Raw genomic sequence first — 13,016 nt, 5'->3', positions numbered from 1 at the left:
CGTGGGGATCAAGAGACGGCACTGGGCGTTGCCGACGGCACCGCTGGCGCTGGCCCTGCTGGCGGCGACCGGCTGTACGAGCACGGCGGGCGCCCAGTCGGAGCCGACCGTTGCGCCATCCAAATCCGCGGCCGTGGCCGTGGCCCGGGTGTGCGCCAAGCCCGAAGCCGGGCCGGCGAAGGCGCCGGCGGGCGCGGTGACGGTCGACCCCGCGGTGGTCGGTGACCTGGCAGCGAAGACCAAGAGCAGCCCCCCGAACACCACGTTCTGGCTTCGACCGGGCAAGCACAGGCTCGACCCGGACCGCTACGCCCAGGTCATCCCCAAGAAGGGGAACCGCTACCTCGGTGCGCCGGGCGCGGTGCTCGACGGCCGGAAGAAGAACCAGTACGCGTTCGGCGGCACCGCCCGCGACGTCACCATCCGCTACCTGACCGTGCAGGGGTTCGTCGCGCCGCAGAACGAGGGCGTGGTCAACCATGACTCGGCCGACGGATGGGTGATCGAGCACGCGACGATCCAGAACAACTCCGGCGCCGGGCTGATGGCCGGTGCCCGCCAGCGGGTCCGCGCCAGCTGCCTGCGCGGCAACGGCCAGTACGGCATGAACGCGTACAAGGCCGGCGACCCCATCCGCGGCCTGGTGGTCGAGGGCAACGAGATCGTGGGCAACAACACCGACGACTGGGAGCGGCGGCGGGAGGGCTGCGGCTGCACCGGAGGCATCAAGTTCTGGGCCGTCAACGGCGCCGACGTACGCGGCAACTGGGTGCACGACAACCGCGGAACGGGGTTGTGGGCGGACACCAACAACAACGACTTCCGTATCGAGAACAACGTGCTCGAGGCCAACGACGGCGCCGCGCTGATCTACGAGACCAGCTACAACGCCGTCATCCGGAAGAACACGATCCGGCGGAACAACTGGGTCGAGGGCCGCAAGGCAGCCGACCGCGGCGACAACTTCCCGTATCCGACCGTCTATCTATCCGAGTCCGGCGGCGAACCACGGATCCGAGCCCGCACGGACAAGATCGAGATCTACCGGAACGTGCTGGAGAACAACTGGTCCGGGATCACCCTGTGGGAGAACGCCGACCGGTTCTGCAACAGCCCGGCCAACACCTCGTCCGGTGACTGCACGTTGCTGGTGAAGAAGACCGACCGCTGCGCACAGCCGGCGATCGGCAAGCCACCGCTCTACGACGACTGCCGGTGGAAGACCCAGCGGGTGGACATCCACGGCAACCGCTTCGTGCTGGACAAGTCCGTCGTCGACTGCACGGCGAAGTGCGACCGCATGGCGGTGCTGGCCAACTACGGCACCTACCCGGACTGGTCGCCGTACCAGGGCGAGCGGGTGGCCGAGGCGATCACCCGGGGGCAGCACAACCGCTGGCACGACAACGCCTACGTCGGACCGTGGAAGTTCGTCGCCCACGACCCGAGCCGGGTGCTCGACTCCGGGCAGTGGCAGGGCACGCCGTACCAGCAGGACGCGGGCAGCACCTTCCGCGCACGGGACGGTGGTTGAGATGAGCCCAGACCACACAGACCACACAGACCACACGCCGAAGATCGTCGGGACGGTCTGGGGGTTGCTGATCCTCAACACGCTCGGCTCCGCCGGGGCGAAGACCATCGTCCCGCTGCCCCGCTCCCTCATCCAGATGGTCACCATGGGCGCGCTGGTCGCCGCGTTCACGCTGGCGCTCGCGGTCAATCTCCGGCTGCGTATCCGAGCCAGCGCCTACGTGCTCCTGCTCACCCTGCTGCTGGTGCCGAGCGTGATCTCCAGCGCGAACCTGGAGTCCGGGTTCGGCGCGCTGTTCCGCTGCGCCCGGCTGGCTCTCTTCGTCAGCACGCTGTGGCTGCTCAGCCGCTGGTGGGACGGCGGCCTGACGTTCGTCCGGCACCACATCCGGATGTACTTCGCGGTGCTCGGGTCGGTGGCCGCGGGCCTGCTCATCTCACCGGGCGCGGCCATGCCCGAGCTCTACGGCGGACGCCTGGTCGGCGCGTTGTGGCCGCTCACCCCGCCGCAGATCGGACAGTACGCCGCGGTGATCATCGGGCTCACCGTGCTGCTCGTCCTGGGCCGCCGGACCGACAGGGCCGGCGCGGCGGTGGTCATCGTGCCGTCACTCATCCTGCTCGCGCTGACCCATACCCGGACGGCCACGCTCGGCCTGCTCATCGGGCTGGTGTTGGCGATCGGCTCGCTCGTCCTGACCAGCGCCGCCGCCCGCCGGTTCTTCACCTGGGCGGTGCTGTGCGCCGTGGTGGCCGCGGTGGGGTTCGCCTCCGCGCTGCAGTCGTGGTTCCTGCGCGGGCAGAGCCAGGAGAACTTCTCCAGTCTCACCGGTCGGGCCAAGGTCTGGGACGCCCTGCTGGCTGCGCCCCGGTCGACCTCGCAGCAGTTGTTCGGCGTGGGCCTGGGCGACAAGTCGTTCGGCGGGCTGCCGATCGACAACAGCTGGCTGGCCGTCTACAACGAGCAGGGTCTGATCGGCGTCACCCTCGTTGCGGCGATCATCATCGTGCTGGGCGGCGTCGCGTTGCTGCGGCCACCGTCGCTGCAGAGGGCCTGCGCGATCTTCCTGATCAGCTACTGCGCGATCGCGTCGTACACCGAGGCCGGTCTTGGCGACGCCTCGCCGTATCTGCTGCATCTGGCCCTGGCCGCCTCGCTGTTGGCGGCACCCGCCGCGGCGACTCCCCTCTCGACGCCCGAAGTCCCTCGACGACACATCCCGCACTGGGCCCGTAGATCGGAGGTGACCTGAGCATGCACGTCCTCGTGGTGCACAACCGCTACGCCTCGGCGCAGCCGAGCGGGGAGAACAAGGTGGTCGACCAGGAGGTGGAGCTGCTGCGCGCGGCCGGCCACCGGGTCGAGTTGTTCGAGCGGCGCAGCGACGACATCGCCGCCCGGTCCCTGCTGGGCAAGGTCGCGGTGCCGCTCCTTGTGCCGTGGAACCCGGCGGTCCGCGCGGAACTCGCCGCCCGGCTGCGCGCCGAGCGGCCGGACGTGGTGCACGTCCACAACGTCTTCCCGCTCCTGTCGCCCGCGGTGCTGGCCGCCTGCGCCGACGCCGGGGTGCCCGCCGTCGCCACGCTGCACAACTACACCCAGGTCTGCCCGCCCGGCACACTGCAGCGGGACGGCCGGCCGTGCACCGAGTGCGTCGGGTCGGCGGTGCCGCTGCCCGCCGTCCGGCACGGCTGCTACCGGAACTCCCGTCTTGCGACGGTGCCGCTCGCGGTCAGCCTGTCGGTCAACCGGCGGCGGTGGTGGTCCGGCGTGGAGCGGTTCTTCTGCATCTCCGCCGCGCAGCGCGACGTCCTGGTGCGGTCCGGCGTGCCGGCCGAGCGGCTGGCGGTGAAGCACAACTTCGTGCCGGAGCCGGACGCCCGCCGAACAGGCGCCGGCGAGCATGTGCTCTATCTGGGCCGGCTCGCGGAGGCCAAGGGCGTACGGCTGCTCATGACCGCGTGGGACGAGATCGCAGCGAGCGGCGGTGTGGGCGTGCCGCTCGTCATCGCCGGCACGGGGCCGCTGGAGCGAGAGGTGACCGCCTGGGCGGCGGGCCGGGACGACGTGCGCTACGTCGGCCTGTACGACCCGGCTCAGTGCCGTCAGGCCATCGCGCGGTCGGTCGCCGTGGTGGCTCCCTCGACGTGGCTGGAGGCGTTCGGCCTGGTGGTCGTGGAGGCGATGGCGGCCGGGGTCCCGGTCGTCGCCGCCGGTCACGGCGCCTTCGTCGAACTCGTCGAGGACGGCGTGACCGGGCTGCTGCACCGGCCGGGCGAGTCCGCCTCGCTCGTGTCCTGCATACGCCGGATCGCGGCCGAGCCGGCCCGCAACCGGGAGATGGGCCAGGCGGCCCGGCGCCGTTACGAGCAGGGTTTCAGCCCGACCGTCGGCCTTGAGCGCCTGGTGGAGGAGTACCGCACCGCGATCGCGGGTCGGACGGAACTATTGGGGGGCAGTAAATGACACGATGCCGACTCTGCGGCTCGGCGGCGCTGGCGAGCGTCGTCGATCTGGGGGCGACGCCACCATGCGAGAGCTTTCTCGCCGCGGACCAGCTGGACCTGCCGGAACCGGCGTACCCGCTGCACCTGCGGGTCTGCACCGACTGCTGGCTGGCGCAGATCCCGCCGCTGATCACGCCGGAGGAGACGTTCAAGGAGTACGCGTACTTCTCCTCGTACTCGACCTCCTGGGTGGAGCACGCGCGGACGTTCGTCGCCGATGCCGTACAGCGGGTGGGGCTCGGCACCGACGGCTCCGAGGCCTTCGTGGTCGAGGTCGCGAGCAACGACGGGTACTTGCTGAAGCACGTGGTGGACCGGGGGATCCGCTGCCTCGGCATCGAGCCGTCGGTGAACGTAGGCGCCGCGGCGCGGGACGCGGGTGTGCCCACGCTCACGGAGTTCCTGTCCCCGGAGACCGGATCCGCCGTCCGCGCCGAGCACGGCCCGGCGGATCTGGTCGTGGCCAACAACGTCTACGCGCACATCCCCGACGTGATCGGGTTCACCCAGGGGCTGCGCGCCCTGGTCGCCGACGACGGCTGGGTCTCCATCGAGGTGCAGCACCTGCTGACCCTGATCGAGGAGAACCAGTACGACACGATCTACCACGAGCACTTCCAGTACTACACGGTCGCGTCCGCGATACGGGCGCTGGCCAGCGGCGGACTCACGCTCGTGGACGTCGAGTTGCTGCCCACGCACGGCGGCTCCATCCGGCTGTGGGCGCGGCCGGCCGAGGTGGCCGGTGAGCCGACCCGGCGGGTGGCCGACGTGCTGGCCCGGGAGAAGGCCGCCGGGCTGCAGGAGCTGTCCGGGTACACCGAGTTCTCCGCCCGGGTGGCCAAGGTGCGCCGGGACCTCCTCAAGTTCCTCATCGAGGCGGCCGAGCGCGGCGAGACGGTCGTCGGCTACGGCGCCCCGGGCAAGGGCAACACCCTGCTCAACCACTGCGGCATCCGGCCCGACCTGCTCGCGTACACGGTCGACCGCAACCCCTACAAGCACGGCAGGTTCACGCCGGGCACCCGCATCCCGATCCTGCCGCCCGAGCAGATAGCCGCCGACAAACCGGACTACGTCCTCGTCCTCCCGTGGAACCTGCGGGCCGAGCTGGTCGAGCAGCTGTCCTTCGTGCACGAGTGGGGCGGCCGGCTGGTCTTTCCCATCCCGGAACTGAGCATTGTCGAGGTCAAGGCATGAAGGTCGTACTGTTCTGCGGCGGTTACGGGATGCGGATGCGGAGCGGTGCCGCAGACGACGTGCCCAAGCCGATGGCGATGGTCGGCCCGAGACCGCTGATCTGGCACGTCATGCGCTACTACGCGCACTTCGGGCACACGGAGTTCATCCTGTGCCTCGGGTACGGGGCGCACCACATCAAGGACTTCTTCCTCAACTACGAGGAGACGGTGTCCAACGACTTCGTGCTGCGGGGCGGGCAGACCGAGCTGCTGTCCACCGACATCGCGGACTGGACGATCACGTTCGCGCAGACCGGCATCGAGTCACCGATCGGGGAGCGGCTGCGCCGGGTGCGGCACCACCTGGACGGCGACGAGATGTTCCTCGCCAACTACGCCGACGTGCTCACCGACGCCCCGCTGCCGGAGATGATCGACCGGTTCGCCCGGCGCGACGCCGGTGCGTCGATGATGGTGGTGCCGCCTCAGTCGTCGTTCCACTGCGTGGAGCTGGGTGAGGACGGCCTGGTGGGGGGCATCACCGCGGTGAGCGACATGCCGCTGTGGGAGAACGGCGGCTACTTCGTGCTCCGCCAGGAGGTCTTCGACCACATCCCGGAGAACGGGGACCTGGTCGCCGACGGATGCGCCCAACTGGCCAAGCGCGGGCGGCTGGTGGCGCACCAGCACCGCGGCTTCTGGAAGCCGACCGACACCGTGAAGGAGCGGGCCGCGCTCGACGAGGCCTACGCCCGCGGCGACCGCCCGTGGGCCGTGTGGGAGCAGGACAGCGCGGCGGTGAGCGCGTGATCCGGCTCGGGGCCGGGCGGCACCTGGACCGGATCGTCGCGGTGGGCGCGCACTGCGACGACATCGCCATCGGCGCCGGCGGCACGCTGCTGACGCTGTGCCACGCGCGGCCGGGTATCCGTGTCGACGCACTGGTGCTCTCCGGCGGCGGCACCGACCGGGAGCAGGAGGAGCAGGCCGCGCTCGCCGCCTTCTGCCCGGGCGCCGACCTGCGGCTGACCGTGCACAAGCTGCCGGACGGCCGGCTGCCCGTGCACTGGGACGAGGCCAAGGCCGCGGTCGAGGAACTGCGCGGGCAGACCGAGCCGGATCTGATCCTTGCCCCGCGTACCGATGACGCGCACCAGGACCACCGCGGCCTGGCGCAGCTGATACCCACCGCGTTCCGCGACCACCTCGTGCTCGGCTACGAGATCGTCAAGTGGGACGGCGATCTCGGCCGTATGGCGGCGTACCAGCCGCTGTCACCGGAGATCGCCGAACAGAAGGTACGGCTGTTGCAGGAGCACTACCCCTCGCAGCGGCACCGGCCCTGGTACGACCGGGAGGCCTTCCTCGGTCTCGCCCGGATCCGCGGCATCGAATGCCACGCCCGCTACGCCGAGGCGTTCGCCGTCACCAAACTCACGCTCAATCTGGGGGACTGAACTTTGCGCGTACTGCTGACCGGACACCAGGGCTACCTGGGCACCGTGATGGCCCCGGTCCTCGCGGCCGCCGGGCACGAGGTCGTCGGCCTTGACGCCGGCCTGTTCGCCGACTGCGTCCTCGGCCCGACACCCGCGGACCCGCAGGGGCACCGGGTGGACCTGCGCGACGTCACGGCCGACCACGTGGCCGGGGTGGACGCCGTGATCCACCTGGCCGCGCTGTCCAACGACCCGCTGGGCTCGCTGGCGCCGGAGCTCACCTACGACATCAACCACCACGCGTCCGTACGGCTGGCCCGACTGGCCCGCGACGCCGGAGTGCGGCGCTTCCTGTACGCGTCGACCTGCTCGGTCTACGGCGCCGCCGGCGGCGACGACCTGGTGACCGAGGACGCCCCGCTGCGCCCGGTGACGCCGTACGCGGAGTCCAAGGTGCGAGTGGAGGACGACCTGCACGCGCTGGCCGACGGCGACTTCACCCCGGTGTTCATGCGCAACGCCACCGCCTTCGGCTACTCACCCCGGCTGCGCGCCGACATCGTGCTGAACAACCTGGTGGGCCATGCGCTCCTGTCCGGTGAGGTCCTGGTGCTCTCCGACGGCACGCCCTGGCGCCCGCTGGTGCACGCCGCCGACATCGCACGGGCCTTCACGGCCGCGCTGACAGCGCCGCGCGAAGCCGTGCACGACCGGGCGTTCAACATCGGCAGCGAGACCAACAACGTCACGGTCGCCGAGATCGCCGAGCAGGTCGCCGAGGCGGTGTCCGGCTCGAAGGTCGTGATCACCGGGGAGACCGGCGCCGATCCGCGGTCGTACCGGGTGGACTTCTCCCGGTTCCGCGCCGCGATCCCCGGCTTCGACTGCGAGTGGACGGTGAAGCAGGGCGCGCTCGAACTCGCCGACGCCTACCACAAACACGGGCTGACCGGGGAGGACTTCGAGCGACGCTTCACGCGCCTCGCCGTGCTGCGCGCGGCGTCCGACGCCGGTGCCGTCGACGACACCCTGCGGTGGCGCGGATGACCGCGGCCGGCGAACAGCCGACGACCTCGGCCGGCGACGAGATGTACGCGCTGGTCGAGCGGCTGTACCCGCTCTGCCGCAGCATCACGGGCGACGGCGTGCGCGCCACCCTGGACATCGTCGGGGAGCACATCCCGCTGCAGGTGCACGAGGTGCCGACCGGGACCCAGGTGCTCGACTGGACGGTGCCGCAGGAGTGGAACATCCGCGACGCGTACATCGCCGACACCGCCGGCCACCGGGTCGTCGACTTCGCCGCGTCCAGCCTGCATGTGCTCGGCTACAGCGTGCCGGTGTCGGCGACCATGCCGCTGGCCGAGCTGCGCGGACACCTGCACACCCTGCCGGACCACCCGGCCTGGGTGCCGTACCGCACCAGCTACTACAAGCCGGACTGGGGCTTCTGCCTGGCCCAGGAGACCTTGGACGCGCTGCCGGACGGCGAGTACGAGGTGCGCATCGACTCCACACTCGCGGACGGCCACCTCACCTACGCCGAGCACGTGGTCCCCGGGCAGGTCCCGGACGAGGTGATCGTCTCCTGCCACGTCTGCCACCCGTCGCTGGCCAACGACAACCTGGCCGGCATCGCGGTGGCGACGTTCCTGGCCCGGGCGCTGGCACAGCAGACGCCGTACTACACCTACCGGTTCATCTTCGCGCCCGGCACCATCGGGGCGATCACCTGGCTGGCCCGCAACGCGGAGCGGGTGGAACGGGTCAAGCACGGCCTGGTGCTGGCCTGCGCAGGCGACCCGGGCGGGCTGACGTACAAGCAGAGCAGGCGCGGCGACGCCGAGATCGACCGGGTGATGCGGCACGTGCTGGCCGCATCCGAACGCCCGCACCGCGTCGCCGAGTTCACCCCGTACGGCTACGACGAGCGGCAGTTCTGCTCGCCCGGGTTCGACCTCGGCGTGGGCTCGCTCACCCGGACCCCGTACGCCGGGTACCCCGAGTACCACACCTCGGCGGACAACCTGGACTTCGTCTCCCCGGAGGCGATGGCGGACACCCTCGCAGTCTGCCGCGAGGCGTTCACCGTCCTCGACCGCAACCGGCAGTACGTCAACCTCAGCCCCTACGGCGAACCACAGCTGGGCCGGCGCGGGTTGTACGACGCGCTCGGCGGCCGCAGCGACACCAAGCAGGCCCAGATGGCCATGCTCTGGGTGCTCAACCTCTCCGACGGCGAGCACAGTCTGCTGGACGTCGCCGAGCGGTCCGGGCTGCCGTTCGACACCGTCGCCGCCGCGGCCGACGCCCTGCACGGCGCCGGGCTGATCAAGGCATGACGCCGATGACCACCGAGGAGGAGAAGACGACGACACCGGCCGGATCCGCCAAGCGGGCCCTCGCCGGCCGGCTGTCCTGGGGACTCGCCGACCAGGCGGCCTCCAGCATGTCCAACTTCGTGGTGGGCATCTACGTGGCCCGCTCGCTGGGGGTCACCGCGTTCGGCGTGTTCAGCCTGGCCTGGGTGACCTACGGCGTGGTGCTCAACGTCTCCCGCGGGCTGGCCACCGACCCGCTCGTGGTGCGCTTCAGCGGTGTGTCGGACGCGTCCTGGCGCGGAGCAGTGGCCCGGGCGACGGGTACCGCGCTCGGCGTCGGCGCAGCCATCGGCGCGGCGTGTCTGGTGGCCGGCCTTGCTCTCGGCGGCCGCGTGGGGCCCGCGTTCGCCTGCCTCGGCGTCATGCTGCCGGGGCTGCTGCTGCAAGACGCCTGGCGGTTCTCGTTCTTCGCCGCCGGCAGCGGGCGGAAGGCGTTCGTCAACGACGTCGTGTGGGGCGTCGCGCTCGTCCCGGCCATGGTCGTGGCGGCCCGCGTGGGCAGCGTGGCCGCTTTCGTGCTCGCCTGGGGTGCGTCCGCCGCGGTGGCGGCGGGGTACGGCTACCTCCAGTCCGGCATCCGGCCCCGGGTGACCGGGGCGCGCGGGTGGCTTCGCGAGCAGCGCGATCTCGGCTCCCGGTACCTGGTCGAGAACGTCAGCCTCAGCGGCGCGAGCCAACTGCGGGCGTACGGGCTCGGTGCGATCGTCGGGGTCGGCGCGGTGGGTGCGGTGCGGGGCGCCGAGCTCCTGCTCGGCCCGTTCCTCGCTGTGCTGATGGGACTTTCGCTGGTCACCGTCCCGGAGGCGGCACGGGTGCTACGGCAGGCCCCGCACCGCCTCGGCTCGTTCTGCCTCCTGCTGGGTGGCGGGCAGGCCGCCGCCGCGCTGCTCTGGGGCGGGGCGCTGCTGCTGGTGCCGGACCGGCTCGGCGAGCTGGTGCTCGGCGGCGTCTGGCACTCCGCCGCGGAGCTCATCGTGCCGGTCACCCTCGGCGTCGCGGGCGCCGGCCTCGGCACCGGCGCGGCGGCCGGGCTGCGCGCGCTCGGCGCGGCCCGGCGCAGCCTGCGCAGCCAGCTGTTCGCCTCCGTCTGTTACGTCGGCGGCGGGCTCGGCGGGGCGGCCGTGGCCGGCACGGTCGGCTCGGCCTGGGGCGTCGCCGCCGCGACCGTCTGCGGCTCGGCCGTGTGGTGGCTGCAGCTGCGGTCCGCCCTGCGCGAGCGCCGGCACAACTCCGTTCCCGAAGTGAGGACTTCATGACCGACCGACCCAGGCTGAGCATCGGCCTGCCCGTGTACAACGGCGAGGAGTACCTCGCCGAGTCGCTCGACGCCCTGCTCGGCCAGACCTACGAGGACTTCGAGCTGGTCATCTCCGACAACGCCTCGACCGACGGGACCCAGGACATCTGCCGCAAGTACGCCGCGCAGGACTCACGCATCCGGTACCTCCGGCTGACCCGGAACATCGGTGCCGCGCCGAACCACAACTACGTGTTCACCGAGTGCCGCGGCGAGCTGTTCAAGTGGGCCTCGCACGACGACCTGTACGCCCGGGACCTGCTGCGGCGCTGCGTGCAGGCGCTGGACGAGCGGCCGGACGTGATCCTCGCGCACTCCGGCCAGGCGGTCATCGACGGCGACGGCCAGGTGAAGGTGCCGTACGAGTACGGGCTCGCCACCGACTCACCGCACGCGCCGGAGCGCTTCCGCAGCCTGCTGTTCGAGCCCGGTGGCGACGACTTCTACGGGGTGATGCGGGCCGACGTGCTGCGCCGGGTGAAGCCGCACGACAGCTACCACCACGCGGACCGCACGTTCGTCGCCGAGATCACCCTGCACGGGCCCTTCCACCAGGTGCCGGAACTGCTGTACTTCCGCCGCGACCACCCCACCCGCGCCGAGCGGGCGAACCCTTCCAAGCGTTCCCGGTGCGTCAACCTGGACCCGCGCCGGGCAGGCCCGCTGCACCCGACGCCGCGGCTGCTCGCCGAGTACGTCTGGGGCTTCGCCTCGGCGATCCGGCGGGCGCCGTTGTCCCCCGCCGACCGGCGCGCCTGCTACCGCCACCTCGCCGCATGGATGACCAGCCGGGTCCGGCCGGGCGCCGGCGAGCGGGTCGAGGACCGCGCCCCGGTCGACCCGGACCGGCTCGCTGTCTCCGTCGACGCCCTCGTCGCGGGCCGTGAGGGGCGGCGGGCATGAAGCCGACGACACGTGTGGGGGTGTTCGGTCTCCTCGGCTCCGGCAACCTCGGCAACGACGGGTCGCTCGAAGCCGTGCTCGGGTATCTGCGCGCCGCGCACCCGGAGGCGGCCGTGGACGCGCTGTGCGGCGGACCCGAGGTCGTCGCGGCCCGGTACGGGATCCCCGCGACGCGGCTGCACTGGTACCGCGGGGAGTACCGGACCGCGTCGCGTGCGGGCGCGATCGTGGGGAAGGGCCTCGGCAAACTCGTCGACGTCTTCCGCACCGCCGCCTGGGTGCGCCGGCACGACGTGGTGATCGTGCCGGGCATGGGTGTTCTCGAGGCCACGCTGCCCCTGCGGCCGTGGGGCTTCCCGTACTCACTGTTCCTGCTCTGCGCGTCCGGCCGGTTGTTCGGCACCCGGGTCGCGCTGGTCAGCGTCGGCGCCGCCGAGATCGGCAACCGACCGACCCGGGCCCTGGTCCGCTGGTCGGCGCGGCTGGCCGCGTACCGGTCGTACCGGGACGCCCAGTCCCGCGAGGCGATGCGGGCGATGGGTGTGGACACCGCGCGCGCCGAGGTGTACCCGGACCTGGCGTTCGCCCTGCCTACGCCGACGCCGCCGACGAGCACCCCCTCGGGCCCGCCGGGCCAAGTCTGCGTCGGCGTCATGGACTTCCACGGCAGCAACGACGACCGCGCCCGGGCCGAGGAGATCCACCGGCGCTACCTCGACGGGACGACCCGTTTCGTCCGCGCGCTGGTCGAGGAGGGCAGGCCGGTCCGGCTGCTCACCGGCGACGCGTGCGATGCGTCGGTGGTCGCCGCGATCCTCGACGCGGTGAACTCGCCGCTGGTCACCGCTGCCGAGGCGGCCTCGCTGGCCGACCTGATGAAGGAGACGGCGGCTGCAGACACCGTGGTGGCGATCCGGTACCACAACCTGATCTGCGCGCTGAAGGCCGGCACACCGACGCTCGCACTCAGCTATGCGGCGAAGAGCGACGCGCTCATGGACCGGATGGGCCTCGGCGCGTACTGCCACCCGGCTCGCGAGGTCGACGCCGATCGGCTGCTGGAGCAGTTCCGGGAGCTGGAGAAGCGCTCGGCCCAGCTGCGGCAGACCCTCACCGAGCGGAACCAGACCGCCGCCCGGCAACTGGGGCACCAGTTCACGGCCTTGACCGCGGCCCTGTTCCCGGCGACCGACCTCACTCACCCCCTGCGGAAGGCTCCATGAAAGCGACCGAAGTCCCGGAGATCGCCGGCGCGTACCTGTTCGAGCCGACGCCGTACGCCGACGAACGCGGCTTCTTCTGCCGCACCTTCGACGCCGACGTGGTCCGCTCGGTGGGCCTCGACCCGAACGCCTTCATCCAGGACAGCGTGTCCCGCTCGGTCCGGGGCGTGCTGCGCGGCCTGCACCTGCGCTCCGGCGCCGGCGAGGCCAAGCTGGTGCGGTGCTCGTACGGGAGGATCTTCGACGTCGTCGTGGACCTGCGGACGGACTCGCCGACGTACCTGGGCCGGGCCTTCTTCGAGCTGTCCGGCGAGACACAGACGACCCTGTACATCCCGGCGGGGTGCGCGCACGGCTTCCAGGCGCTCACCGAGACCGCCGACACCTCGTACCGGATCGACCGCCCGCACGATCCGGCCGAGGACGTGACGATCGCCTTCGACGACCCGGACCTCGCCATTCCCTGGCCGCTGCCGGTCACATCGATGTCCCAGCGGGACCGGGAGGCGCCGAGCCTCGCCGAGGTCCTGAAGCACGGAGAGAAGTGAGGG

Annotated in this window: 12 protein-coding genes; all 12 read left to right on the top strand. The window is 71.6% G+C overall.

What is annotated here, in order from left to right:
- The first annotated feature begins 1 nt into the window (after position 1).
- Genes PBV52_RS36750 through rfbC form a run of 12 tightly spaced genes read left to right on the top strand, consistent with a single transcriptional unit; the run spans position 2 to position 13,013 of the window.
- Positions 2-1,534: a right-handed parallel beta-helix repeat-containing protein gene (locus PBV52_RS36750; protein WP_274244504.1), complete on the top strand. Its 1,533-nt coding sequence runs from the start codon at positions 2-4 to the stop codon at positions 1,532-1,534.
- 1 nt (position 1,535) lies between these two features.
- Positions 1,536-2,786: an O-antigen ligase domain-containing protein gene (locus PBV52_RS36745; protein ID WP_274244502.1), complete on the top strand. Its 1,251-nt coding sequence runs from the start codon at positions 1,536-1,538 to the stop codon at positions 2,784-2,786.
- A 2-nt stretch (positions 2,787-2,788) separates the two neighbouring features.
- Positions 2,789-4,000: a glycosyltransferase gene (locus PBV52_RS36740; protein ID WP_274244501.1), complete on the top strand. Its 1,212-nt coding sequence runs from the start codon at positions 2,789-2,791 to the stop codon at positions 3,998-4,000.
- Entirely contained in the window at positions 3,997-5,241 is a 1,245-nt protein-coding gene (locus PBV52_RS36735; RefSeq protein WP_274244500.1) for a class I SAM-dependent methyltransferase, read from the top strand. The genes PBV52_RS36740 and PBV52_RS36735 overlap by 4 nt, the downstream gene beginning before the upstream one ends.
- Positions 5,238-6,032 carry a glucose-1-phosphate cytidylyltransferase gene (locus tag PBV52_RS36730; RefSeq protein WP_274244498.1) on the top strand — a complete coding sequence of 265 codons (795 nt, stop codon included), beginning with the start codon at positions 5,238-5,240 and terminating at the stop codon, positions 6,030-6,032. The genes PBV52_RS36735 and PBV52_RS36730 overlap by 4 nt, the downstream gene beginning before the upstream one ends.
- Complete coding sequence (locus tag PBV52_RS36725) at positions 6,029-6,679, top strand: PIG-L deacetylase family protein (RefSeq protein WP_274244497.1); 651 nt, start codon at positions 6,029-6,031, stop codon at positions 6,677-6,679. Before PBV52_RS36730 ends, PBV52_RS36725 begins: the two co-directional genes overlap by 4 nt.
- A gap of 3 nt (positions 6,680-6,682) precedes the next feature.
- Positions 6,683-7,708, top strand: a complete 1,026-nt coding sequence (locus PBV52_RS36720) for an NAD(P)-dependent oxidoreductase (RefSeq protein ID WP_274244496.1) — start codon at positions 6,683-6,685, stop codon at positions 7,706-7,708.
- Positions 7,705-9,003, top strand: a complete 1,299-nt coding sequence (locus PBV52_RS36715; protein WP_274244494.1) for a DUF4910 domain-containing protein — start codon at positions 7,705-7,707, stop codon at positions 9,001-9,003. The genes PBV52_RS36720 and PBV52_RS36715 overlap by 4 nt, the downstream gene beginning before the upstream one ends.
- A gap of 5 nt (positions 9,004-9,008) precedes the next feature.
- On the top strand, positions 9,009-10,298 hold the full coding sequence (locus PBV52_RS36710; protein WP_274249805.1) for a hypothetical protein: 1,290 nt from the start codon (positions 9,009-9,011) through the stop codon (positions 10,296-10,298).
- Positions 10,295-11,242, top strand: coding sequence for a glycosyltransferase family 2 protein (locus PBV52_RS36705; protein WP_274244492.1), 948 nt, complete (start codon positions 10,295-10,297; stop codon positions 11,240-11,242). Before PBV52_RS36710 ends, PBV52_RS36705 begins: the two co-directional genes overlap by 4 nt.
- A complete protein-coding gene (locus PBV52_RS36700) occupies positions 11,239-12,465 on the top strand; it encodes a polysaccharide pyruvyl transferase family protein (RefSeq protein ID WP_274244490.1) in 1,227 nt (408 codons plus the stop codon). The genes PBV52_RS36705 and PBV52_RS36700 overlap by 4 nt, the downstream gene beginning before the upstream one ends.
- Positions 12,462-13,013 carry a dTDP-4-dehydrorhamnose 3,5-epimerase gene (rfbC, locus tag PBV52_RS36695; RefSeq protein WP_274244488.1) on the top strand — a complete coding sequence of 184 codons (552 nt, stop codon included), beginning with the start codon at positions 12,462-12,464 and terminating at the stop codon, positions 13,011-13,013. Before PBV52_RS36700 ends, rfbC begins: the two co-directional genes overlap by 4 nt.
- The last annotated feature ends 3 nt before the right edge of the window (positions 13,014-13,016 follow it).

Source organism: Streptomyces sp. T12, assembly GCF_028736035.1.
In the GTDB taxonomy this organism is placed as follows: Bacteria; Actinomycetota; Actinomycetes; order Streptomycetales; family Streptomycetaceae; genus Streptomyces.
This window is presented reverse-complemented; position numbering and strand designations above follow the sequence as displayed.